Below are 20,492 nucleotides of genomic sequence, written 5' to 3'. Positions count from 1 at the left end.
CGTTTTACCGCCCGAAGTAGGCGTTCACGGTGTCGCGCGCGACTTCCTGGAGGAAGGCCGCATCCTCTGCGCCGACCTTACCGAAGTAGTCGTATTCATTGCCCACAGGATCAGCGCCGTAGAGCGTCGCATAGGCCGTGGCTGCCGCGAGGAAGCTGCCGAGCAGGCTCGGATGCGACCCGTCGTAATCCTTGTGCAGAGCCATATCGGGCCGCCGCTTGTAGGCCTCCTCGAAGGCCAGCGCGACCGGGATGACGATGGCGTCGAGCTCGTTGCCTGCCTCGGTATAGAACCGTTCGTTGGCGCGGATATTCTCCGGATCGGCGCTCTTGTGCGGGTCCACATAGGCGTGCGGCATGTAGAGGGCCACCTTGCCGCCGCGCTCGGCAATCAGCGCCGCTGCGGCCTTCGCGGCCTCCATGTAGCGTGTCTTGTTCTTCTCCGAGAGCGCAGCGTTGGAGTGGCCCTGAAGGATCACCAGTTCAAACGGTTCTTCCACCCCGATCGCCCCGGGCTGGGTGAGCCAGTCGATGTTGTGATGGTCCAGCCGCGCGCCGCCGATAGTGGCCGACTTGTACTGAGGCTCCACCTCGGTGCCCGCCATGACCATACGGCGCAGGTGATTGTGCAGGCTGTCGTTGTAGTAAAGGTAGCTGTTGCCCACGAGCAGCACGCGGGCCGGGCTTTCGGCCTGCGGCTGGGTTACTTCGGGCGAAGCGTCCTGCGCCGCGAGCGGCTGGAGCGTGAGCGGTGTAAGGCATGCGGCCATCAGGGCCGCGCGGAGCACTGTCCGGCGGATCATATTTTTTCCTCCCATTGGATTGGTCTGCGCGTTTCGCAAACGATGTGCCAGCACTGTCGGGAGCCGCCGGTGGGCTGACAACGCAAAAATGTGCTCACAGCAGACAACCAACCTAATAGCAGCATAATCAATAAGTTGCATGGCGCTCCTGAACCACCACCACGCTCTCAACGTGCGAAAACCCGCACACTCAATCGCGGCTCTGTGTGAACATCCACACAGCGATGACTCGCCACAAACGCCACCATGAGCTACAGGGAGCAGAACGGTGCGCCGTGATCCCTCCCCTTTGCTTTCGGTGCCATCATGCCCAAGACCTATCTTTTCCTCGTGCTCGCCATCGTGGCGGAAACCATCGGCACGGTGGCCCTTCCGGCGACCAAGGGCTTCACCCGGCTCGCGCCCGCCGCCGTGGTGGTCGTCGCCTATGCGGTGTCGTTCTACTTTCTGTCCCTGACGGTAAAGGTGATGCCCGTGGGCGTCGTCTATGCCATCTGGTCCGGCCTCGGGATCGTGCTGATCGCGCTCATGGGCTTCCTGCTCTACAACCAGCGGCTCGATCTGCCCGCCGTGCTCGGCCTCGGCCTGATCCTCTCCGGCGTCCTCGTGCTGCATCTTTTCTCGGCAACTACCGGCCATTGAGGCCCGCCCATCAGGCAACGGACGCCACGTCACGCCCGCAGCCTTCCGCGCGGGTTTGACGCCACCCTCCCCCTGCGCCACAGCAGGCCCATGGCGCTTGCTGACGAAAAACCGCATTACACCCTCCTCGAAGATGCCCAAGGCCTCCTGATCGCCTCCGCTCAGGCCGCCCTCGGCGTGCACCTGCTGCGCGCGGCGGGCCTCATCTCTTCCGGGACGGCAGGTACAGCCCTGATCATCGCCTACCTCTCTGGCTGGTCCTTCGGCCTCGTGTTCTTTGTCATCAACATCCCGTTCTATGCCTTTGCCTGGCACGCGCGCGGGCCGGTCTTTTGCCTGAAATCACTGGCAACGGTGACCCTGCTCTCGCTGCTGACAGCAGTGCTCGACCCTGCCCTCGTCATCGGCCACATCCACCCCGCCGCCTCCGCGCTGCTCTTCGGCGTCGCCGCAGGCGTGGGGCTGCTGGGCCTCTTCCGCCACACGGCTTCGCTCGGCGGCGTCTCGATCATCGCGCTCATCCTGCAAGACAAGTACGGCTTCCGCGCGGGCTGGACCCAGCTCATCCACGATATGATCCTCTTCACCGTCGCCGCCTTCGTCCTGCCGCTCGAAGCAGTCGGCTGGTCGCTCCTCGGCGCAGTCGTCCTCAACCTCGTGGTGGCCTTCAACCACCGCCGCGACTGGTATGTGGTCACATAGCCCCTAGCCTTTCGCCGCAGTGCAGGATATGCGCGGCGCGAACAGTCAAAGAGAGCCCCATGGACCTGCGCAACATCGCCATCATCGCCCACGTTGACCACGGCAAGACGACCCTCGTGGACGAACTGCTGAAGCAATCCGGCGCCTTCCGCGAAAACCAGGCGGTGGCCGAGCGGGCGATGGACAGCAACGACCTCGAGCGCGAGCGCGGTATCACCATCCTCGCCAAGGCCACCTCGGTCGAGTGGAAGGGCACGCGGATCAACATCGTCGACACCCCCGGCCACGCCGACTTTGGCGGCGAGGTCGAGCGGATCCTGAGCATGGTCGATGGCGTGGTGCTGCTGGTCGACGCCGCAGAAGGCCCGATGCCGCAAACCAAGTTCGTGACCTCAAAGGCCCTCGCCCTTGGCCTGCGCCCGATCGTGGTGCTCAATAAGGTCGATAAACCCGATGCCGAGCCCGACCGCGCGCTCGACGAGGTGTTCGACCTCTTCGCCGCGCTCGATGCCGATGAAGATCAGCTCGACTTCCCCCACCTCTACGCCTCCGGCCGTTCCGGCTGGTGCGACCCAGAGTTGGACGGCCCGCGCAAGAACCTCGATGCCCTCTTCAAACTGGTCATCAACCACGTGCCCGCACCGAAGCAGCAAAAGCACGCCGATGAGGACTTCCGCATGCTGGCCACCACCCTCGGCGCCGACCCGTTCATCGGGCGCACCCTGACGGGCCGTGTGGAATCCGGCCGGATCAAGCCGGGCGCGACCGTGCAGGCGCTCACCCGCAACGGCCAGAAGATCGAGCAGTTCCGCGTTTCCAAGATCCAGGCTTTCCGCGGCCTCGGTCTGCAAGAGATCGAAGAGGCTGTGGCCGGCGACATCGTGACCCTGGCGGGCATGGCCAAGGCCACCGTTTCCGACACCATCTGCGCGCTCGCCGTCGAAGAGCCGCTCGATGCACAGCCCATCGACCCGCCCACCATCTCCGTGACCTTCGGCATCAACGACTCGCCGCTGGCGGGCCGTGACGGCAAGAAGGTGCAGAGCCGCGTGATCCGCGAGCGCCTGATGAAGGAAGCCGAGCAGAACGTGGCCATCAAGGTCACCGACTCGCCCGGCGGCGAGGCCTTCGAGGTCGCCGGGCGCGGTGAACTTCAGATGGGCGTGCTGATCGAAAACATGCGCCGCGAGGGCTTCGAGCTCTCCATCTCGCGCCCGCAGGTTCTGCTCCGCGAAGAAGATGGCCAGCGGCTCGAGCCGATCGAAGAAGTCACTATCGACGTGGATGACGAGCACTCCGGCGCAGTGATCGAAAAGCTCACCGGCGCCCGCAAGGGTGACCTCGTGGAGATGAAGCCCGCAGGCGCCGGCAAGACCCGGATCATCGCCCACGTTCCCTCCCGCGGGCTGATCGGCTATCACGGCGAGTTTCTGACCGACACGCGCGGCACCGGCGTGCTCAACCGCGTGTTCCACAGCTGGGCACCGCACAAGGGCAGCATCCCCGGACGGCGCGCAGGCGTGCTGATCTCGATGGATGCGGGCGAGGCCGTGGCCTATGCCCTGTGGAACCTCGAAGACCGGGGCCGCATGTTCCTCGGTGCGCAGGCGCCTGTCTATCAAGGCATGATCATCGGAGAGCACAGCCGCGATAACGACCTCGAGGTGAACCCGCTCAAGGGCAAGAAACTCACCAACGTCCGCGCCTCCGGGTCGGATGAAGCGGTGCGCCTGACCACGCCGATCACCATGTCGCTTGAAGAGGCCATTGCTTACATCAACGACGACGAGCTGGTGGAGGTGACCCCCAACGCGATCCGCCTGCGCAAGCGGCACCTCGATCCGCATGAGCGCAAACGGGCTGCGCGCGCAGAGGGGTAACACCGGGCGGCCGGGTGGGTATAGGGTAAGCCAAACCCACCACCCGGAGGCCCACATGCAAAAGATCCAATCCCAGGGCGTGCACCACATCACCCTGACCGGCGCCGACCGGCAAACCTCGATCGATTTCTGGGAAGGCGTGCTTGGTATGCCCTTCATCTTCGAGCAGCCCAACCTGGACGATGCGAACGAGAGCCACCTCTACTTTGATCCTGGCGATGGGCGGCTGATCACCATCTTCACCAATGAAGAACGCAAGGCCGACCGGCGCCGCACCCCGACCGAGCCGGGCTGCGTGCACCATATCGCCTTCATCGTCTCCAAGGTCACATGGAACCAGGCGCAGACCCGGCTGGAAGCACGGGGCATCGGCCATTTCGGCCCCAAGGACCGCGGCTTCATGGATTCGCTTTATTTCAAGGATCCGCTCGGCCTGCTGATTGAGCTGGCCTGCTACAAGTTCGAGCCACCCGCTGGCTGCACCCATGCCGAGGTTCTGGCAGAGGCGCACAAGCTGCGGGTTACGGCTGGCGATGAGGCCATTGGCGACGTGCATCTCGCCGATGCCATCGAGGCGCTGGTGGCGCGGCAAACAGGTTCGCTCTCGGATGACCGGAGCGCAAAGAACCCTTACGCCTGAGTGATTTACTCGGAGGTTTCAACCACCATCAGCTCGCGCTCGCTGGCCCCTCGGGCGTGGTCGAGCGCGGCCTGGTACTCGGGCGAGTTGTAGCACTCCACCGCCGCCTCCACCGAGGGGAAGCGGGCCACCACGTTGCGCGGCCGTTCCTTGCCCTCAAGCTGCACGAACTTGCTGCCCCGCGCGATGAAGGTGCCGCCGTGCTTGGCAATGGCCGGGCCCGCCAACTCGGCGTATTTGCCGTAGGCCTCGGCGTCGGTGACGGTCACATGGGCGATCCAGAGTGCGGGCATGTCTTATCCTCCGATAACGGCTTCAGCGGCGGCAATCGCCTCAGCGGCCTTGGACGGGTCAGAACCGCCGCCCTGCGCCATGTCCGGGCGACCACCGCCACCCTTGCCGCCCAGTTTCTCGACAGCGGCCTTCACGAGGTCCACCGCCGAGAGCTTGTCGATCAAGTCAGCGGTCACACCCGCGGCAACAGCGGCCTTGCCGCCCGCATCGGCCACGAGCAGCACCGCGCCGGAGCCGAGCTTTTCCTTGTGTGCGTCGATCAGGCCGGGCAGGTCCTTGCCCGTCACGCCCGAGAGCGCCTGCGCGATGAAGGCGACCCCATTGATATCCTTGGCCTCGGCCTTTGCCTCGCCACCACCCGAAAGGGCAAGCTGCTGGCGCAACTGCGCGACCTCGTTGCTGAGGCTCTTGCGCTCATCCAGCAGGCTCCTCAGCCGCCCGATCACATCCGGCCCGGAGGCCTTCAGCAGGCCCTCAACCTCGGAGAGCGCCACATCCCGGCCCCGCAGCTCAGCCAGCGCGGCCTCGCCCGTCAGCGCCTCGATCCGGCGCACACCCGCAGAGCTTGCGGCCTCGGAGGTCAGCGCAAAGGCGCCAATGTCGCCGGTTCGGCCCACATGGGTGCCGCCGCAAAGCTCGATCGACCATGTCTTGCCATCGCTGCCCTTGCCGGTATCGGCGCGGCCCATGCTGACCACGCGCACCTCGTCGCCGTATTTCTCGCCAAACAGCGCCTGCGCGCCAATGGCACGGGCGTCGTCCGGGGTCATGATCCGGGTTTCCACCGGGGTGTTCTGCCGGATGAAGGCGTTCACTTCGCGCTCCACCTGCCCGATCTCCTCTGCCGACAGCGCCTTGCCGTGCGAAAAATCGAACCGCAGGCGATCCGGCGCATTGAGCGAGCCGCGCTGCGCCACGTGGTCGCCAAGCGCCCCGCGCAGAGCCTCGTGAAGCAGGTGGGTCGCCGAATGGTTGGACCGGATCAAACTCCGCCGGTCGTGATCGACCGTTAGCTCGGCACCCTGTCCAACCTCCAGCGTGCCCTCTTCCACACGGGCAAAATGGATGAACACGCCCGCGACCTTGCGGGTGTCCGTAACCACAGCGCGGCCCGTCTCGGTTTTGACCGCGCCCTCGTCGCCAACCTGGCCACCGCTTTCTGCATAGAACGGCGTCTGGTTCACAACGAGCTGAATTTCATCGCCTTTTCCGACCTTCTCCGCCTTCTCGCCGCCCCTAACGAGCGCAAGGATCTGACCCTCGGCGACTTCGGTGTCATAGCCCAGAAACTCGGTCGTGCCCTTCTCTTCCGACAGGTCGTACCAGAGCGCCTCATCGGCGGCATCGCCCGTTCCGGCCCACGCCGCACGGGCCTTGGCCTTCTGCTCGGCCATGGCGGCATCGAAGCCCTCGGTATCCACCGCCCGGCCCTTCTCACGCAGCGCATCCTGCGTCAGGTCGAGCGGGAAGCCGTAGGTATCATAGAGCTTGAAGGCCGTTGCGCCGGGCAGTTCCGCGCCGTCGGGGAGGCTGCCGAGTTCGTCGTCCAGCAGTTTAAGGCCGCGGTCGAGCGTCTGGCGGAACCGGGTTTCCTCGGCCAGCAGGGTCTCTTCGATCAGCGCCTTGGCCCGGCCCAGCTCGGGGTAGGCGCCGCCCATCTGGCGCACCAATTCGGGTACGAGCCGGTGCATCATCGGGTCCTTCGTGCCGAGCAAGTGGGCATGGCGCATGGCCCGGCGCATGATCCGGCGCAGCACATAACCCCGCCCGTCCGAGGACGGCATGACACCATCCGCAATGAGGAAGGAGGTGGAGCGCAGGTGGTCGGCGATCACGCGGTGATGCACCGCGCCATCGCCGTCCGGATCGGTGGAACTGACGTTGGCAGACGCCTCGATCAGTGAGCGGATCAAGTCCGTCGCGTAGTTGTCGTTCGTGCCCTGAAGCAGCGCCGCGACCCGCTCGATTCCCATGCCGGTGTCGATCGATTGCGCCTCGAGCTCGCGCCGGGTGCCATCTTCGAACTGCTCGTACTGCATGAACACGAGGTTCCAGATCTCGACGAAGCGGTCGCCGTCTTCCTCAGGCGACCCCGGAGGGCCACCCCAGTATTTGTCGCCGTGGTCATAGAAGATTTCGGTGCAAGGGCCGCAGGGACCGGTCGGACCCATCTGCCAAAAGTTGTCGCTCGTGGCGATGCGGATGATCCGGTCATCCGGCAGCCCGGCGACCTTCTTCCACAGCTCGGCGGCCTCTTCATCGGTATGGTAGACAGTAACCAACAGCTTCGACGGATCGATGCCCAACTCCTTGGTGACCATCTCCCAAGCAAAGGGGATCGCCTGCTCTTTGAAGTAGTCGCCGAAGGAGAAATTCCCCATCATTTCAAAGAAAGTATGGTGACGCGCGGTATAGCCCACGTTGTCGAGATCATTGTGCTTGCCGCCGGCGCGCACGCATTTCTGCGCGGTCGTCGCACGCTTGTAGTCGCGGTGTTCGACCCCTGTGAAGAGATTCTTGAACTGCACCATACCGGAGTTGGCAAACAGCAGCGTGGGGTCATTGCGGGGCACCAGCGGAGAGCTGTCAACCACCTCATGCCCCTGGCGGGCGAAGTAGTCGAGAAAGGCGGTGCGGATGTCGTTGAGCGTGCGCATGGTCTTGTTCCGAAAGGGCGGAAAATGGTCCGGGCAGGTTTAGCCCCCTGCCCCGGTGCTGTCCACGGGCGAATGCAAAAAGGGCGGCCTCTGCGGGGCCGCCCTTTGATATCGTGACCGATTAGGCCGCGTCAGTTTTCGAACATCTCGTCGTCGTCCGCGCCGCCATCCTCTTCGGAACTGCCAAAATCCAGCCCGTGCGAGGCACGAATCTTGTCCTCGATTTCATAGGCGATATCGGGGTTGTCCTTCAGAAACTGCTTTGAGTTCTCGCGGCCCTGCCCGATGCGCTCGTCGCCGTAAGAGAACCACGCGCCGGACTTCTCCACCACACCGGCCTTCACCCCGAGATCCAGCAGCTCGCCGGTCTTGGAGATGCCCTCGCCATACATGATGTCGAATTCGACTTGCTTGAACGGCGGCGCGACCTTGTTCTTCACCACCTTCACGCGGGTCGAGTTGCCCACCACCTCGTCGCGGTCCTTGATTGAACCGATGCGGCGAATATCGAGCCGGACGGAGCTGTAGAACTTCAGCGCATTGCCGCCGGTGGTGGTTTCGGGCGAGCCGAACATCACGCCGATTTTCATCCGGATCTGGTTGATGAAGATCACCATGCAGTTCGAGCGGCTGATCGAACCGGTCAGCTTGCGCATGGCCTGGCTCATCAAGCGGGCGTGAACGCCGACGCTAGAGTCGCCCATGTCGCCCTCAAGCTCCGATTTCGGGGTGAGCGCGGCGACCGAGTCGACGACCACGAGGCTCACCGCGCCGGAGCGCACCAGCGTATCGGTGATTTCGAGTGCCTGTTCGCCGGTATCGGGCTGGGAGATGAGCAACTCGTCGAGGTCCACACCCAGTTTCTTGGCATATTGCGGGTCGAGCGCGTGTTCGGCATCGACAAAGGCGCAAACGCCGCCCTTCTTCTGTTCTTCGGCCACGCAATGCAGCGTCAGCGTAGTTTTGCCCGAGCTTTCCGGGCCGTAGATCTCGATTATCCGGCCCTTCGGCAGACCGCCGATGCCGAGCGCGATGTCGAGGCCGAGCGAGCCGGTCGAAGTGGCTTCAATATCGGGCAGCTGGTTCTCGCCGCCGAGCTTCATGATGGAGCCCTTGCCGAACTGCCGTTCGATCTGAGCCAATGCGCTGTCGAGCGCCTTTTGCTTGTCGCCGTTGCCTGCTTTGCCCATGTCCAGAAGTTTCGCTGTGGCCATTGTTTCCGTCCTTATTCCATATGCCGCCTGTCGCGACAATGTGCGCTGCCGTTCACCTCTTGTTCCGCAGTGTATGCGATCAAAACGAGAACAAAGCAAGTTGAATCTTACTGACGCCATTCTTGACGCCCCTTGGTTAATGAAGCGTGAACGTTTACGAGATGCTTTGGATTACACGCAGAAAGGGTGCGCATGCTGGTGTTCTGGGATGCCCGATTGGTGCTTTTGGCAACCCCGAAGACGGGAACGCATGCGCTCGAATCTGCGCTCGGAAATGTGGCCGACATTGCCTTTCGTCACCCGCCATTGGTCAAACACATGGGCTATGCTTGGTCGAACCGCGTGTTGCCGCGGATCGTTGGAGCGAAAGAGTGGGAAAACTTCCGAACCGTGGCTGTGATGCGGGAACCCCTAGACTGGCTTGGCAGCTGGTACCGCTATCGGCGCAGGGCAGATCTGGACGGGCAAAACAACTCAACCCATAGCATGGACTTTTCAAAGTTCCTCCGCGGCTACCTTCAAGACCCTCAGCCCGCCTATGCCCGGCTTGGCCGACAGTGGAAGTTTCTGCGCACCGAGGACGGCCGGGTCGGGATCGACTACCTTTTTCCCTACGAGCGCTTTGGCGACCTTGTGGCCTTTCTGGAGAGCCGGCTTGACCGGGAGATCGTGCTGGAGCGTGAGAATGTGTCGCCCGAAGCGCCGCTTGAGGTCGACCCGGAGCTTGCCGCGCCGCTGGCCAGACATCTCGAGAAGGACTTTCGGCTCTATGATGCGCTGATTGCTGGTGGGGACTGGAAGAACATCTAGGAGCGACCGCGCCGCGCACCTCCCACCGCGCTAGTGGATCTGGTCGTGAACCGTTGCCGTCAGTTCGGTGAGCGAGAACGGCTTTGGTAGGAAAACCGAGTTGGGAATCAGGGCCTGTTCATTGTCAAAACTGTCTTCGGCATAGCCAGACACGAAGACCACCTTCACATCCGGTCGCATCTCCAACGCCTTTCGAACCCAACTCGGGCCATCCATACCTGGCATGATCACATCGGTGACGAAGACATCGACCTTGAGCTCACTGTCATCGAGAAGCGTCAATGCCTCCTCGGCGTTTCCCGCCTCGAGCACGGTATAGCCCCGCATTCGAAGCGCCCTAGAGGCGAAGGCGCGTACCGGGGCCTCGTCTTCCACCAGAAGAATGACACCTTCGCCCTTTCCGGTCGGCTCACTCGGCAAAGCGTCGAGCGACAGGCGGGGCGCCTCTTCAAGCCGTTCGAAGGCAGGGAAGTAGAGGGTAAAGCAACTGCCTTGCCCCAGAATGGAATCTACAAAAATGTAACCACCGGTCTGTTTAACGATGCCGTAGGCCGTGGAGAGTCCGAGGCCCGTGCCTTCGCCGGGGCGTTTGGTCGTCCAAAAAGGCTCGAAGATCTTGCCGATCTTGTCAGGGTGGATGCCCGTTCCCTGATCGGAGACCGAGACGACCACGTAATTGCCGGGAGGGACGCTGGCCCGGTCGCGGTGGAGTTGTTCATCGAGCACCCGGGTCTGCGTTTCAACCGTGATGGTGCCGCCGTCGGGCATCGCGTCCCGCGCATTGACCACGAGGTTCATGATCACTTGCTCAAGCTGCCGCTTGTCGGCCCGGATCGAGGGCAGATCGGGATCATGTGTTAGAGACAGGTTAACACGCTCGCCTACGAGCCGGTTGAGAAGGTGACCGAGGTCAGAAAGCGTTTCACGCATGTCCAGCGTCTCAGGCTGGAGGTTCTGTTTGCGGGAAAACGCCAGCAACTGCCCCACAAGGCTCGCCGCGCGGTTGGCATTTTGGTTGATCTGCACAAGGTCGCCATAGTCCGGGTCGCCCTGATCGTGCCTGAGCAGAAGCAGGTCGCAGTGGCCTGAAATGGCGGTGAGCAGGTTGTTGAAGTCATGCGCGACGCCACCAGCCAACTGTCCGATGGCCTGCATCTTCTGGCTTTGCACGAACTGCGCCTCAAGCGTCTTCAGCTCCGTCGCGTCGTTCAACACCGCCACCAGGGAAGGTTCGCCACCCTCGACCACGCGGCTGAGCGAGATTTGCAGGAACACATCCTTTACCGGCAGCTTGGCACGCGCGACCTCAGGCCGGAGCGGGCCGCGACCGGCTGCGGCATCGGTGATCCAGTCACGCACAGACCGGCCCAGACCCTCGACCAGTTCGGCAAATGACATGCCGACTAGGTCGTCATGGCCGAGAAGCTCGCGGGCGAGGCGGTTGGCCATCGACAGGGTGCCATCCCGCTTGATGCGCAGGAGCGCCACCGGCATGTGATCGAGCACACCCGGAGAAGCCGCTACCCCGCTCACATGGGCTGCGGGTGCTTCGTTCAGCGGCAGCAGATAAATCTCTCGCCGGCCCGCCTGCCCGGCGATTTCAACCACCTGACAGTGCAGCTCCCCGGCTGGACCGGAGATGCGCTGTGCGCCGGCAATGCCGGCATCGGAGACATCGAGGATCACGTCTTCAATGCGCTTGACCCGGCCTCCAACCACCCGCCTGAGCGCATCGTTCATGAAAAGCACCGCGCCGGCCTTGTTGACCGTCATCATTGGCAGGCTGAGCCCTTCGGCGCCACGCGCGCCTTCGCGCTCCACCATATCCTCCATGCGCCACAAGAACCCGTCTTCCCCAAGCCGATGCGCCACGAGGCGCATATGCCCCTTGCGGGTGACGACATCTTCCGAGGCATGCCCGCGGGCTTCGGCGCGGGTTTCCAGCCGACTGATCAGCGCGGCGGAGTTGGCCAGCAGGTCCCGCAGCACCCGTGGCAGTGTTTCACCCGTTTCCGACTTGAACCGGCTGCGCGCGCTCGCGTTCTGGTGCGAGATTGCGCCATCGAGGTCGGTCGTGAAACAGGGCGAGGAATCGAGCTCGGTGAAGCCCGCGACCGTCTCGGCCAGCGCCCTCTCGGCGCCGGCCTGGCGGCGCGCGACCAGACGCAAAAGGATCATTAATGCGCAGAGCGTGCAGCCGGAGGCGATGAGGATGATCGCCACCTGCGGGTCCGCAACCAGCACACTGGACATGAAGAACACCACCGCCACACCGAGGACCTGCCACACCTTTCCCCGAAAGGCCTGCGCGATGCGCGCAACCGGTGAAGGCGTCAGCGCTGGGTGCGACACGGGTGGGTTCTCCCTTTGATTCGTTGCACAGCACAATCGCCCGAAAATCGTTAATCGCGGATTAAGATAGTTTTGGGCGCGCCGCGCAACCTGCGGTCATTCTCCGGGAGAAGGCCGGAAAATCGCAAGGAAAAACCCGTCTCCGCCGTCCAGCGGGGTCAAGCGAAGCGTGGTCTCCTTCTGCCAGCCGGGATGGCGGGCAAGGAAACTCTCGGCCTGCGCGCCGTTCTCAGCCTCGAGCAGAGAACAGGTGATATAAGCAAGCCGACCGGTCGGGGCGACCTTCGGCGCGACCTGATCGAGAATGTCGGCCTGAAGCGCGCACAGCGCCTCCAGTCCGGCGCGATCGAGCCGCCATTTGGCCTCGGGCTGGCGCCGCCATGCGCCGGAGCCGGAACAGGGCACATCGGCCACCACAAGATCGAACAGGCCTTCGGGCGCGTCCGTTGTGGCAATCTTCACCCCCGCACGCGCGGCCCGCGCGGGCAGGTCATTCATCCGCTGAGGGTGAGCGTCATGGGCGGTAAAGTTAAGCTCCGGCGCACGGGCGGCGAGTGCAAGGCTCTTGCCGCCGCCACCGGCGCAAAAATCGAGCACCCGGCCACCCTGAGGCAAAGGGATCGCCTCGCAAATCGCCTGCGATCCGGCATCCTGCAGTTCCACCCGGCCCTCGGTGAAGTCCCGTGCGTTGCGGATACGGCGCGCGCCTTTGGTGACAAGCAGGGCGTTTGGCGCAAGCGGGTGCGGCTCTGTGATGATTCCTTCGGCAGCCAACTCTTCCACCACAGCATCACGCGTGGCTTTCAGCACGTTGACCCGCAAGAACACATCAGCCCTGCCCTGCATCGCCTTGAGAACAGGCTCGAAATCCGGCCCGAGGGAGGATTGCAGATCGGGCGCCAGCCAGTCGGGGCAGTCCAGCGCCTCGGCGCCCTCAGGTATCCGGCCCTCGGCTTCCTCCTCGGGGGTCAGCGCGGCAGGCGCGTGGCCCTCGCCCGTGAACACTTCGCCCGGGTCGCGGCCCGCCTGCCGCAGCATCCCCAGCATCAAGGCCCGGCCCGTCTCGCCGCCACCCCACGCGGCAAAGCTCCGGTGGCAGCGCAGTGCGTCGAACGCATGGTCACGGATGGCCGCGCGGTCCCCCGACCCGGCAAACCGATTGGCACGGCCCCAACGGCTGAGCGCCTGCTCGGCAGCCAGCCCGCCGGCGATGGCGTCCAGCACCTCGGCGGCGGCAGCAATCCGGGCGGCGGGGGTCATGTTCTACCTCAACTCAGGGGCGCAAGCCCCTCATCCCACGCGGTAATTCGGGCTTTCGCGGGTGATTTGCACATCATGCACGTGGCTTTCCTTAAGCCCTGCGCCGGTGATCTTTACGAACTGGCAGTTCTTGCGCATCTCTTCGACGGTGGCGCAGCCGGTGTAGCCCATCGCCGCCCGCAACCCGCCGACGAGCTGGTGGATCACGGTGCCCGCAGAGCCCTTGTAAGGCACCTGCCCCTCGATGCCCTCGGGCACCAGCTTGTCGGAGGCCGCGTCCTTCTGGAAGTAGCGGTCAGCCGAGCCGCGGGCCATGGCGCCGAGGCTGCCCATGCCGCGATAGGCCTTGAACGAGCGGCCCTGCCACAGGATTACCTCGCCTGGGCTTTCATCGGTCCCGGCGATCATCGAGCCGACCATGGCGCAGGAGGCGCCGGCGGCAATCGCCTTGGCAAAATCGCCCGAAAACTTGATGCCGCCATCCGCGATGACCGGCACGTCGCCGGCAGCGGCAGCGCAATCCATGATGGCGGTAAGCTGGGGCACGCCCACGCCCGCCACCATCCGCGTGGTGCAGATCGAGCCCGGGCCGATGCCCACTTTCACCGCATCCGCACCCGCCCCGATCAGCGCGCGGGTCGCCTCGCCAGTGGCCACGTTGCCCGCGATGATCTGCACTTCGTTGGAGAGCCGCTTGGCCCGCTCCACGGCAGCGATCACGCCTTCGGAATGGCCATGCGCCGTGTCGATCACCACGATATCGGCACCCGCGTCGATCAGCGCCTCGGTGCGCTCGAAGCCTGCATCGCCCACGGAGGTCGCCGCCGCCACGCGCAGGCGGCCGAGGCTGTCTTTGCAGGCGGTGGGGTTCAGCACGCTCTGCTCGGTGTCCTTCAGCGTCAGCAAGCCGGTGAGCTTGCCTTCGGCATCGGTGACCAGCAGCTTCTCGATCCGGCGGGCCTTCATCAGGCTGATCGCCTCGTCGCGGTCGGCGGGCTCCTTCAGGATCGCCAGATCCTTCGAGGTCATCATCACCTTGACCGGCGTGTCATCGGAGGTGGCAAAGCGCATGTCGCGGTTGGTGACGATGCCCACAACGCGGCCCTTTTCGTCCACCACCGGGAAACCGGTGAAGTTATAGCGCTCGATCAGCGCCTTGGCGTCGGCCAGGGTCTGATCGGGGGTCAGGGTCACCGGGCTGTAGACGATTCCGCTTTCAAAGCGTTTGACCCGGCGCACCTCGCGGGCCTGCTCCTCGACGCCGAGGTTTTTGTGGATCACGCCGATGCCGCCAGCCTGGGCCATGGTTATCGCCATGCGCCCCTCGGTCACCGTATCCATCGCGGAACTGAGCAGCGGGATGTTCATGGTGATGGCGCGGGTCACCCGCGTGGCGGTGTTCGCCGTGGAGGGCAGCACCCGGCTTTCGGCGGGAACGAGCAAAACATCGTCGAAGGTCAGTGCCTCGCGAATCTCCATCATGGCTCTCCTGATGAGGGGTTCGGTTGGCGCTTCCCTATTACATGGATGCTGCGGGAGCGAAAGGCCTATTGTGCCGCGCGTCGCGGCACCCCCCTTATCTGGTGGTCACTTCGTGGTGACGCGGGCTGCGAGATCGGCCAGGATCTCCTCGGGCGAAGGCCGTTGCACCGTGACGGTCACGAAACCCCATGAAAACAAGGCCTCCGCCTCGTACTGCCGATTGACCCGCAGGTAGAGTGGCTGAAGTTCCGCTGGGCGTATGATGCCGGTGGGCGGCAGCTCGACCAGCATGTGCACGCCCTTCAAGTCTTCCGGCACGGGCGCCGGATACCACTCCGGCGGGTCGAAATCTGCGCCCTCATACCAGACCTGCGGGACCGACATGAAGGCGTAGCGAAAGCGGGCGCGCGTGGCCCGGTCAGGCGTGGGGGCGTTCAGGTTGATCCGCTCCACCAACTCGCCCCGCTCATTGATCAGCACCGGGTAGAGGCTGACGGTTTCGGCTTCGGTGACAAAAGGCAGCGCGGTGAAATCACAGGGTCGGCAGGTGATGCCCGCGTGGTTGCCATCATGCAGGTGAATGAGCGCGCCCGGCTCCAGCGCGAGGCTTTCCGGTTGCGGCTCGGAGGCGGCGAGCGCGGCGGTGATGCGCTCGTTCTCCCAGCGCTGCAGCACAGGCGAGACGGTGCTTGCCGCCGCAGCAATCGCCAGACCTGCCAGCCAAGCCCACCAGTGGCGACCGTTCAGCAGCCAGATCAGCAGCCCCGCCCCAGCGGCCACGGCAAGAGACAGCAGGAAGGCGGCGATGTAGGGCAGCGCGACGGCGAGAAAGTAAAAGATAGCCATACCGAGCTCTAAGCTCCGGGCTTCAGCGCAGCAAGCGTCAGGCCCTCAAACGGCCTGTCACTCCGGCGCGCCTTCACTCCGCCTGCCCCGCGTCATTTTCAGGCGCCACGCTTGCAGATCGCCGGAACGCTATGGTCAGAACACTTGAACCGATCAGCACATTCATGGCGTAGACCACGTTGAAAGCGGCATCGAGCAGGGAGAAGGCCCAGAGTGGCGCACCATCCTGCCCGGCCTCCCAGAGCCTGTTGTCCCATTCCAGGAGCGCGTTGTAAGTGCCGTAATACAAGGCAGCCGCCAGAAGCCAGAGCAGCAGAGACCACGCTGCAGCGCTGGCAAACCAACGGCGGCGGGCCCCGCGCTGCGCCTCGTTCCACCGTCCGTCCCTGCGGATCGCAAGTGCCGGCAGCGCGCGGGCGAAATGGAAGAAAAGATAGATCACCAGCCACATACAACCGATCCCGAGCGGCAGCACCCAGAACGCTGTGCTCAGGTAGGCCATGGGCGACAGCAACACTTCAGGCAGGCCGGGCATCGGCATGAATACCCCGACGCCAAACAACCGTGTGAGGCCGAGATAAACCACCAGAAAGAGCATCATCCCGAGGATGCCTGCGGCCAACCCTGAGATGAACCAGCCAAAGGCATAGCGCGGCACCGGCCCGCCGTGGCGTGTGCCCGCAGGCCCCGGAGCCTCATCCAACAGCGCCACCCGGTGCCAGCCCACCGCCGCCCAAGAGAACACGAGGAACTCGAGCACCGTAACAGGCAGGGCGATCCCGCTCGGGAACGCCCTGTAGTAGGCCTCATAGGCAATTGTGCTGATCAGAAACGGAAGCCAGATGACCCGCAGGGCCGTGCCACGGCCGCGCCACACCTCGCCGACCGCCGGCCAGAAAATCCCTTTATGCTCCAACGCTTACCCTTCAACCTCGCCCCGGGCGCAGAGTTGCTCAAAGCGGCCCGAAGGGCAAGCGACAGGTCAGCCGAGATAGTCGGAGCGTTGCAGCCCGTATTTGGCCATCTTCTCGTTCAAGGTCCGGCGCGGCAGGCAGAGCTCTTCCATCACGTTGACGATCGAGCCCTTGTGGCGGCGCATGGTGTTGTCGATCAGCATCCGCTCGAAGGCTTCCACGTATTCCTTCAGCGGCTTGCCCTCGGTCGTCATCACCGGCTGCACCTCGCCCTCGTCGTTCATCAGCAGCGAGGCGATGGTGCCCGAACCACGACGAGCCTGAAGCACGGCGCGTTCGGCAATGTTGATCAGCTGGCGGACATTGCCCTGCCACGGCGCCTGCAACAGCTGAGCGGCCTCCTGGGCCGTCACCGCCGGCGCCTCGCAGCCGTATTCCTCGGCGAACTGCTCGGAAAGGCGGGTGAACAGCATCAGGATGTCCTCGCCCCGCTGGCGCAGCGGCGGCAGGGTGATCTTCATCGCGGCGAGCCGGTAGTAAAGATCGGGGCGCAGCGCATCTTCCGAAGTCTTGCCCTGCTCCTGAAGGTTGCTGACCGCCACGATCCGGGTCTCCGCCGGGCTGCCCTGCTCGTTGATGAACTGCAGCAGACGTGCCTGAAGCGCAGGCGAAAGCGCCTCGATATCCTCAAGGCAGAGCGTACCGCCCCGGGCCTGCTCCACAAGCGGCATACGGCCCTTGTCGGCATCGCCCTCAAAGAGCTGAGCGGCCAGTTCGTCTTCGTCGAAGGCGGCGCAGGAGACGATGACGAACTCCTTGCTCGCCCGGCTCCCCACGGCATGGAGCGCATGGGCCGCCAGCGTCTTGCCGGTGCCGGTCTCGCCGTCGATCAGCACATGGCCATCGGCCTGCCCCAGATCGAGGATATCCTCACGCAGCCGCTCCATCACCGGGCTCGCGCCGATCAGCTTTTTCATGATCGTGGTGCCGCCGCCGAGTTCGCGGCGCAGGGCGCGGGCATCAAGGTTCATCCGGCGGCGCTGGGTAGCCTTCTTGGCCAGCTGGGTCATCCGGTCGGGGTTGAAGGGCTTTTCGAGAAAATCGAAGGCCCCAACCCGCATTGCCTCCACCGCCATCGGCACATCGCCGTGGCCGGTGATCATGATGACCGGCAGCGCGGAGTCCTGCGCCATCAGCTTCTTCAGCAGGGCCATGCCATCCATCCCGGGCATCCGGATGTCGGAGACAACCGCGCCGGGATAGTCGGGGCCGATCCCCTTCAGCGCCTCTTCGGCGGAGGGGTATGTTTCAGTTTCAAACCCGGAGAGCGCCAGCCACTGGCTGATGGATTGGCGCATGTCCTGTTCGTCGTCGATGATTGCGATTTTCATAGCCTGTGCCATGTGTTGTTCCTGTGGTCCTGCCCTACTCTGCCGCCGTCGCGCTGTCTTGTCTCAGGATCGGCAGTTGCAGCTCGAAAACTGCGCCACCGGCCCTTCCGTTCCGCGCCGTGAGACGTCCGCCCAACTCGTTGATGATCCCCGAGGAGATGGCAAGCCCCAGACCGACGCCGTCGCCGGGGGCCTTGGTGGTGTAGAAGGGTTCGAAAAGGTTCTCCAGATCCTCGATGCCGTGGCCATTGTCGCGCAGGGTCAGCGTGGCGGTGTCACCGGCGGCAAGGATCAGCTCCAGCGCGGGCTCCTCGACATCGCGGGTGGCATCCAGCGCATTGCGAAAGAGGTTCACCAGCACCTGCTCCACCCGCAGCCGATCGGCCCGGATGATCACCGGCTCACTGGGCAAGTTCCGCGAAATCGCCACGTGGCGCGAGCGCAGCTGCGGCTCCATCATGCTCAGCGACACACTCACCGCATCCCTTAGATCAAAGGGTTCAAAGGCCACCTCACCCTTGCGGGCATAGCTCTTGAGCTGCCGGGTGATCGCCCCCATCCGGCCAATCAGGTCGTCGATCCGCTGGAACGACGAAAGCGCTTCCTCCGGGCGCTTGCGTTGCAGCAGGAGCTTGGCCCCGGCGAGGTAGGTGCGCATCGCGGCCAGCGGCTGGTTCAGCTCATGCGAAACGGCCGCCGACATCTCACCCAAGGCCGCCAGTTTGGAGCTCTGCGCAAGGGTCTGTTCGGCCACCTCAAGGCTGCGTTCGGCCTTCTCCCGTTCGGCAATTTCCCGCTGCAGCCGCAGGTTCAACTGGCGAAGTTCTGCCGACTCCTTCAGCGCCACCCGGCGGTCGGAGCGGGCCTTGCGCGAGAGCCACCAGAACGAACCGGCGAGCAGCAGGGCGAAGGCCATGATCTCCAGCGCCAGCACCCCGTTCACCCGTTCGCGGATCGAGCTATAGGCGGTGAACGACGTGATCCGCCAACCCTGAAACGGGATGCGCCCGTCTGTGCGCATCACCGCCTCGCCAAAGAGGTAGGCATCGGGCGGCAAAAAGCTCCAGTCGGTCGTGGCCTCCAGTGCCCGCTGGATAGCCGAGGGCGCATCCTGCTCGGCCAGTGCATCGCTCACCGGCTTGCCGCGCCAGCGCGGCTCGGTGGAAAGGATCACCGTGCCCGTGCTGTCGGTCACCAGCACGGCATCCGAGATGCCCGCCCACTGGCGCTCGAACTTGGCAAGATCGACCTCGACCACGATCACACCGACGCTCTGGTTGTCATGCCGGATCACGCGGGAGTAGGCGAACTCCATCGCGTTGTTTTCCTTAAGGTGAAGGGTAAACACCGTGCCATCCGAGCGCTGCGCCTCCACGAAGTAGGGCGCGGTGCGGTGGTTGGAGCCAAGCTGGTTGCGGTCGGTCGTGGCCACGGCCCGGCCGGATGTATCGAGCATCAGCACCGATTTCGCGCCAATCTCGTCACGAAACTCGATCAGCCGCTGCGAAGTATTGAGAAAATCCGAGGTGTTCAGCGCCCCGATCAGCGAGGGGTCGCGCGAGAGCAAGAGCGGCACAACCTGCGCCCGCTGCAGCTCCGAGATGATGTTACCCGCGTAGAGCGCCTGCCGCAGTTCCGACTGGTTGCGCGTGGTCTCGGTGAACCGCAGGGTCAGGTAATGGTTGGTCAGCCACACGGTCACAACCGCCAGCACAAGCACCATGACCCAGGCCAGCCGCTGAAGCGGACGGCGCCATGAGCGCAGCGGAGAGCGGGGCTTGTCCATCGTGCAACTCTATGCTGCGGCGGCGCTTTGGGAAAGGCATTGGCATCTCAGGTGCCGCCGAAGTGAGCCACACCCGCCCTCGCCCCGCGCAAATGCGTGAGCGCCATCAAGCCCCTGATGAGCAGCCCTGCCCCGGCCTCAGGCCGAAACCAGCGCCTCTGCGAGACCGGCAAACATCGCCCGGCCATCGGTGCCGCCGTGCTTGGCATCCACCGCCCGCTCCGGGTGCGGCATCATCCCCAGCACCCGCCGGTTCTCCGAGAGAACCCCGGCAATATCGCTCATCGAGCCGTTCGGGTTGTCGGTGTAGCGGAAGGCGACGCGCCCCTCGGCCTCCAGCGCCGCCAGCCCCTCGGGGTCGACGTTGTAGTTGCCGTCATGGTGCGCCACCGGGATCACCAGTTCATCGCCCTGCGCGTAGCCCGAGGTGAAGGCACTCTCGGCGCTCGCCACCGTCAGCCCCACGTTGCGGCAAACGAACTTCAGCCCCGCATTGCGCATCAGCACGCCCGGCAGCAGCCCGGTCTCGCAGAGCACCTGAAAGCCGTTGCAGATGCCCAGCACAAACCCGCCCGCCTCGGCATGGGCCACCACCGAGCGGCAGATCGGCGAGTTGGCCGCAATCGCGCCGCAGCGCAGGTAGTCGCCAAAGGAGAACCCGCCGGGGATACCCACCACGTCAATGCCCTGCGGCAGGTCGGTATCCTTGTGCCAGACCCGCGCCACATCGAACCCGGCAGCCTCGAAGGCCACGGCAAGGTCACGGTCGCAATTGGAGCCGGGAAAGGTGATGACGGCGGCTTTCATGGGCAGTCTCCTG

At 64.3% G+C, this 20,492-nt stretch carries 17 protein-coding genes; 5 read left to right on the top strand and 12 right to left on the bottom strand.

The window, feature by feature from the left end; all coding sequences use genetic code 11:
- Positions 1–4 precede the first annotated feature (4 nt).
- Entirely contained in the window at positions 5–802 is a 798-nt protein-coding gene (locus tag KUV38_RS05405) for a hypothetical protein (protein WP_222469070.1), read from the bottom strand.
- Positions 803–1,108: 306 nt separating this feature from the next.
- Between KUV38_RS05405 and KUV38_RS05400 the strand changes: the two genes are divergently transcribed.
- The 4 genes from KUV38_RS05400 to KUV38_RS05385 all read left to right on the top strand — a co-directional run bounded on the left by KUV38_RS05400 (position 1,109) and on the right by KUV38_RS05385 (position 4,666).
- On the top strand, positions 1,109–1,444 hold the full coding sequence (locus KUV38_RS05400) for a DMT family transporter (RefSeq protein ID WP_222469069.1): 336 nt from the start codon (positions 1,109–1,111) through the stop codon (positions 1,442–1,444).
- Between the two features lie 90 nt (positions 1,445–1,534).
- Positions 1,535–2,146 carry a YitT family protein gene (locus tag KUV38_RS05395; protein WP_222469068.1) on the top strand — a complete coding sequence of 204 codons (612 nt, stop codon included), beginning with the start codon at positions 1,535–1,537 and terminating at the stop codon, positions 2,144–2,146.
- 59 nt (positions 2,147–2,205) lie between these two features.
- Positions 2,206–4,026, top strand: coding sequence for a translational GTPase TypA (gene typA, locus KUV38_RS05390; protein ID WP_222469067.1), 1,821 nt, complete (start codon positions 2,206–2,208; stop codon positions 4,024–4,026).
- Positions 4,027–4,081: 55 nt separating this feature from the next.
- Entirely contained in the window at positions 4,082–4,666 is a 585-nt protein-coding gene (locus tag KUV38_RS05385) for a VOC family protein (protein WP_222469066.1), read from the top strand.
- Positions 4,667–4,671: 5 nt separating this feature from the next.
- Here the strand turns inward: KUV38_RS05385 and KUV38_RS05380 are convergent, their stop codons facing one another.
- The 3 genes from KUV38_RS05380 to recA form a co-directional block, all read right to left on the bottom strand.
- On the bottom strand, positions 4,672–4,959 hold the full coding sequence (locus KUV38_RS05380; RefSeq protein ID WP_222469065.1) for a DUF1330 domain-containing protein: 288 nt from the start codon (positions 4,957–4,959) through the stop codon (positions 4,672–4,674).
- Between the two features lie 3 nt (positions 4,960–4,962).
- A complete protein-coding gene (alaS, locus tag KUV38_RS05375; protein WP_222469064.1) occupies positions 4,963–7,617 on the bottom strand; it encodes an alanine--tRNA ligase in 2,655 nt (884 codons plus the stop codon).
- Positions 7,618–7,748: 131 nt separating this feature from the next.
- A complete protein-coding gene (gene recA, locus KUV38_RS05370; RefSeq protein ID WP_222469063.1) occupies positions 7,749–8,831 on the bottom strand; it encodes a recombinase RecA in 1,083 nt (360 codons plus the stop codon).
- A 486-nt stretch (positions 8,832–9,317) separates the two neighbouring features.
- On the opposite strand from recA, the gene KUV38_RS05365 reads away from it, so the two are divergent.
- Positions 9,318–9,641, top strand: a complete 324-nt coding sequence (locus KUV38_RS05365; protein WP_222469062.1) for a hypothetical protein — start codon at positions 9,318–9,320, stop codon at positions 9,639–9,641.
- A 30-nt stretch (positions 9,642–9,671) separates the two neighbouring features.
- Here KUV38_RS05365 and KUV38_RS05360 read toward each other — a convergent pair whose 3' ends face one another.
- The 8 genes from KUV38_RS05360 to purQ form a co-directional block, all read right to left on the bottom strand.
- On the bottom strand, positions 9,672–11,894 hold the full coding sequence (locus tag KUV38_RS05360; RefSeq protein WP_222470972.1) for an ATP-binding protein: 2,223 nt from the start codon (positions 11,892–11,894) through the stop codon (positions 9,672–9,674).
- 195 nt (positions 11,895–12,089) lie between these two features.
- On the bottom strand, positions 12,090–13,253 hold the full coding sequence (locus KUV38_RS05355; protein ID WP_222469061.1) for an RsmB/NOP family class I SAM-dependent RNA methyltransferase: 1,164 nt from the start codon (positions 13,251–13,253) through the stop codon (positions 12,090–12,092).
- A gap of 30 nt (positions 13,254–13,283) precedes the next feature.
- The gene (gene guaB, locus KUV38_RS05350; RefSeq protein ID WP_222470971.1) at positions 13,284–14,732 is read right to left on the bottom strand and encodes an IMP dehydrogenase; all 1,449 of its coding nucleotides are present in this window, start codon (positions 14,730–14,732) and stop codon (positions 13,284–13,286) included.
- Between the two features lie 108 nt (positions 14,733–14,840).
- The gene (locus KUV38_RS05345) at positions 14,841–15,581 is read right to left on the bottom strand and encodes a hypothetical protein (protein WP_222469060.1); all 741 of its coding nucleotides are present in this window, start codon (positions 15,579–15,581) and stop codon (positions 14,841–14,843) included.
- Positions 15,582–15,654: 73 nt separating this feature from the next.
- The gene (locus KUV38_RS05340) at positions 15,655–16,497 is read right to left on the bottom strand and encodes a hypothetical protein (RefSeq protein ID WP_222469059.1); all 843 of its coding nucleotides are present in this window, start codon (positions 16,495–16,497) and stop codon (positions 15,655–15,657) included.
- Between the two features lie 66 nt (positions 16,498–16,563).
- The gene (locus tag KUV38_RS05335; protein WP_222469058.1) at positions 16,564–17,898 is read right to left on the bottom strand and encodes a sigma-54-dependent transcriptional regulator; all 1,335 of its coding nucleotides are present in this window, start codon (positions 17,896–17,898) and stop codon (positions 16,564–16,566) included.
- A gap of 22 nt (positions 17,899–17,920) precedes the next feature.
- Entirely contained in the window at positions 17,921–19,672 is a 1,752-nt protein-coding gene (locus KUV38_RS05330) for an ATP-binding protein (protein WP_222469057.1), read from the bottom strand.
- A 138-nt stretch (positions 19,673–19,810) separates the two neighbouring features.
- Positions 19,811–20,479: a phosphoribosylformylglycinamidine synthase subunit PurQ gene (purQ, locus tag KUV38_RS05325; RefSeq protein ID WP_222469056.1), complete on the bottom strand. Its 669-nt coding sequence runs from the start codon at positions 20,477–20,479 to the stop codon at positions 19,811–19,813.
- Positions 20,480–20,492: the final 13 nt, after the last annotated feature.

Origin of the sequence: Vannielia litorea, assembly GCF_019801175.1 — a bacterium.
In the GTDB taxonomy this organism is placed as follows: Bacteria; Pseudomonadota; Alphaproteobacteria; order Rhodobacterales; family Rhodobacteraceae; genus Vannielia; species Vannielia litorea_B.
This window is presented reverse-complemented; position numbering and strand designations above follow the sequence as displayed.

What these genes read in the sequence shown, in the direction of transcription:
- KUV38_RS05355 (WP_222469061.1), bottom strand. Translation starts at nt 13,253, where the DNA reads ATGACCCCCGCCGCCCGGATTGCTGCCGCCGCCGAGGTGCTGGACGCC.
- KUV38_RS05385 (WP_222469066.1), top strand. Translation starts at nt 4,082, where the DNA reads ATGCAAAAGATCCAATCCCAGGGCGTGCACCACATCACCCTGACCGGC.
- KUV38_RS05400 (WP_222469069.1), top strand. Translation starts at nt 1,109, where the DNA reads ATGCCCAAGACCTATCTTTTCCTCGTGCTCGCCATCGTGGCGGAAACC.
- KUV38_RS05380 (WP_222469065.1), bottom strand. Translation starts at nt 4,959, where the DNA reads ATGCCCGCACTCTGGATCGCCCATGTGACCGTCACCGACGCCGAGGCC.
- KUV38_RS05330 (WP_222469057.1), bottom strand. Translation starts at nt 19,672, where the DNA reads ATGGACAAGCCCCGCTCTCCGCTGCGCTCATGGCGCCGTCCGCTTCAG.
- KUV38_RS05405 (WP_222469070.1), bottom strand. Translation starts at nt 802, where the DNA reads ATGATCCGCCGGACAGTGCTCCGCGCGGCCCTGATGGCCGCATGCCTT.
- purQ (WP_222469056.1), bottom strand. Translation starts at nt 20,479, where the DNA reads ATGAAAGCCGCCGTCATCACCTTTCCCGGCTCCAATTGCGACCGTGAC.
- KUV38_RS05335 (WP_222469058.1), bottom strand. Translation starts at nt 17,898, where the DNA reads ATGGCACAGGCTATGAAAATCGCAATCATCGACGACGAACAGGACATG.
- KUV38_RS05395 (WP_222469068.1), top strand. Translation starts at nt 1,535, where the DNA reads ATGGCGCTTGCTGACGAAAAACCGCATTACACCCTCCTCGAAGATGCC.
- typA (WP_222469067.1), top strand. Translation starts at nt 2,206, where the DNA reads ATGGACCTGCGCAACATCGCCATCATCGCCCACGTTGACCACGGCAAG.
- guaB (WP_222470971.1), bottom strand. Translation starts at nt 14,732, where the DNA reads ATGGAGATTCGCGAGGCACTGACCTTCGACGATGTTTTGCTCGTTCCC.
- KUV38_RS05365 (WP_222469062.1), top strand. Translation starts at nt 9,318, where the DNA reads ATGGACTTTTCAAAGTTCCTCCGCGGCTACCTTCAAGACCCTCAGCCC.
- alaS (WP_222469064.1), bottom strand. Translation starts at nt 7,617, where the DNA reads ATGCGCACGCTCAACGACATCCGCACCGCCTTTCTCGACTACTTCGCC.
- KUV38_RS05360 (WP_222470972.1), bottom strand. Translation starts at nt 11,894, where the DNA reads ATGTCCAGTGTGCTGGTTGCGGACCCGCAGGTGGCGATCATCCTCATC.
- recA (WP_222469063.1), bottom strand. Translation starts at nt 8,831, where the DNA reads ATGGCCACAGCGAAACTTCTGGACATGGGCAAAGCAGGCAACGGCGAC.
- KUV38_RS05345 (WP_222469060.1), bottom strand. Translation starts at nt 15,581, where the DNA reads ATGGCTATCTTTTACTTTCTCGCCGTCGCGCTGCCCTACATCGCCGCC.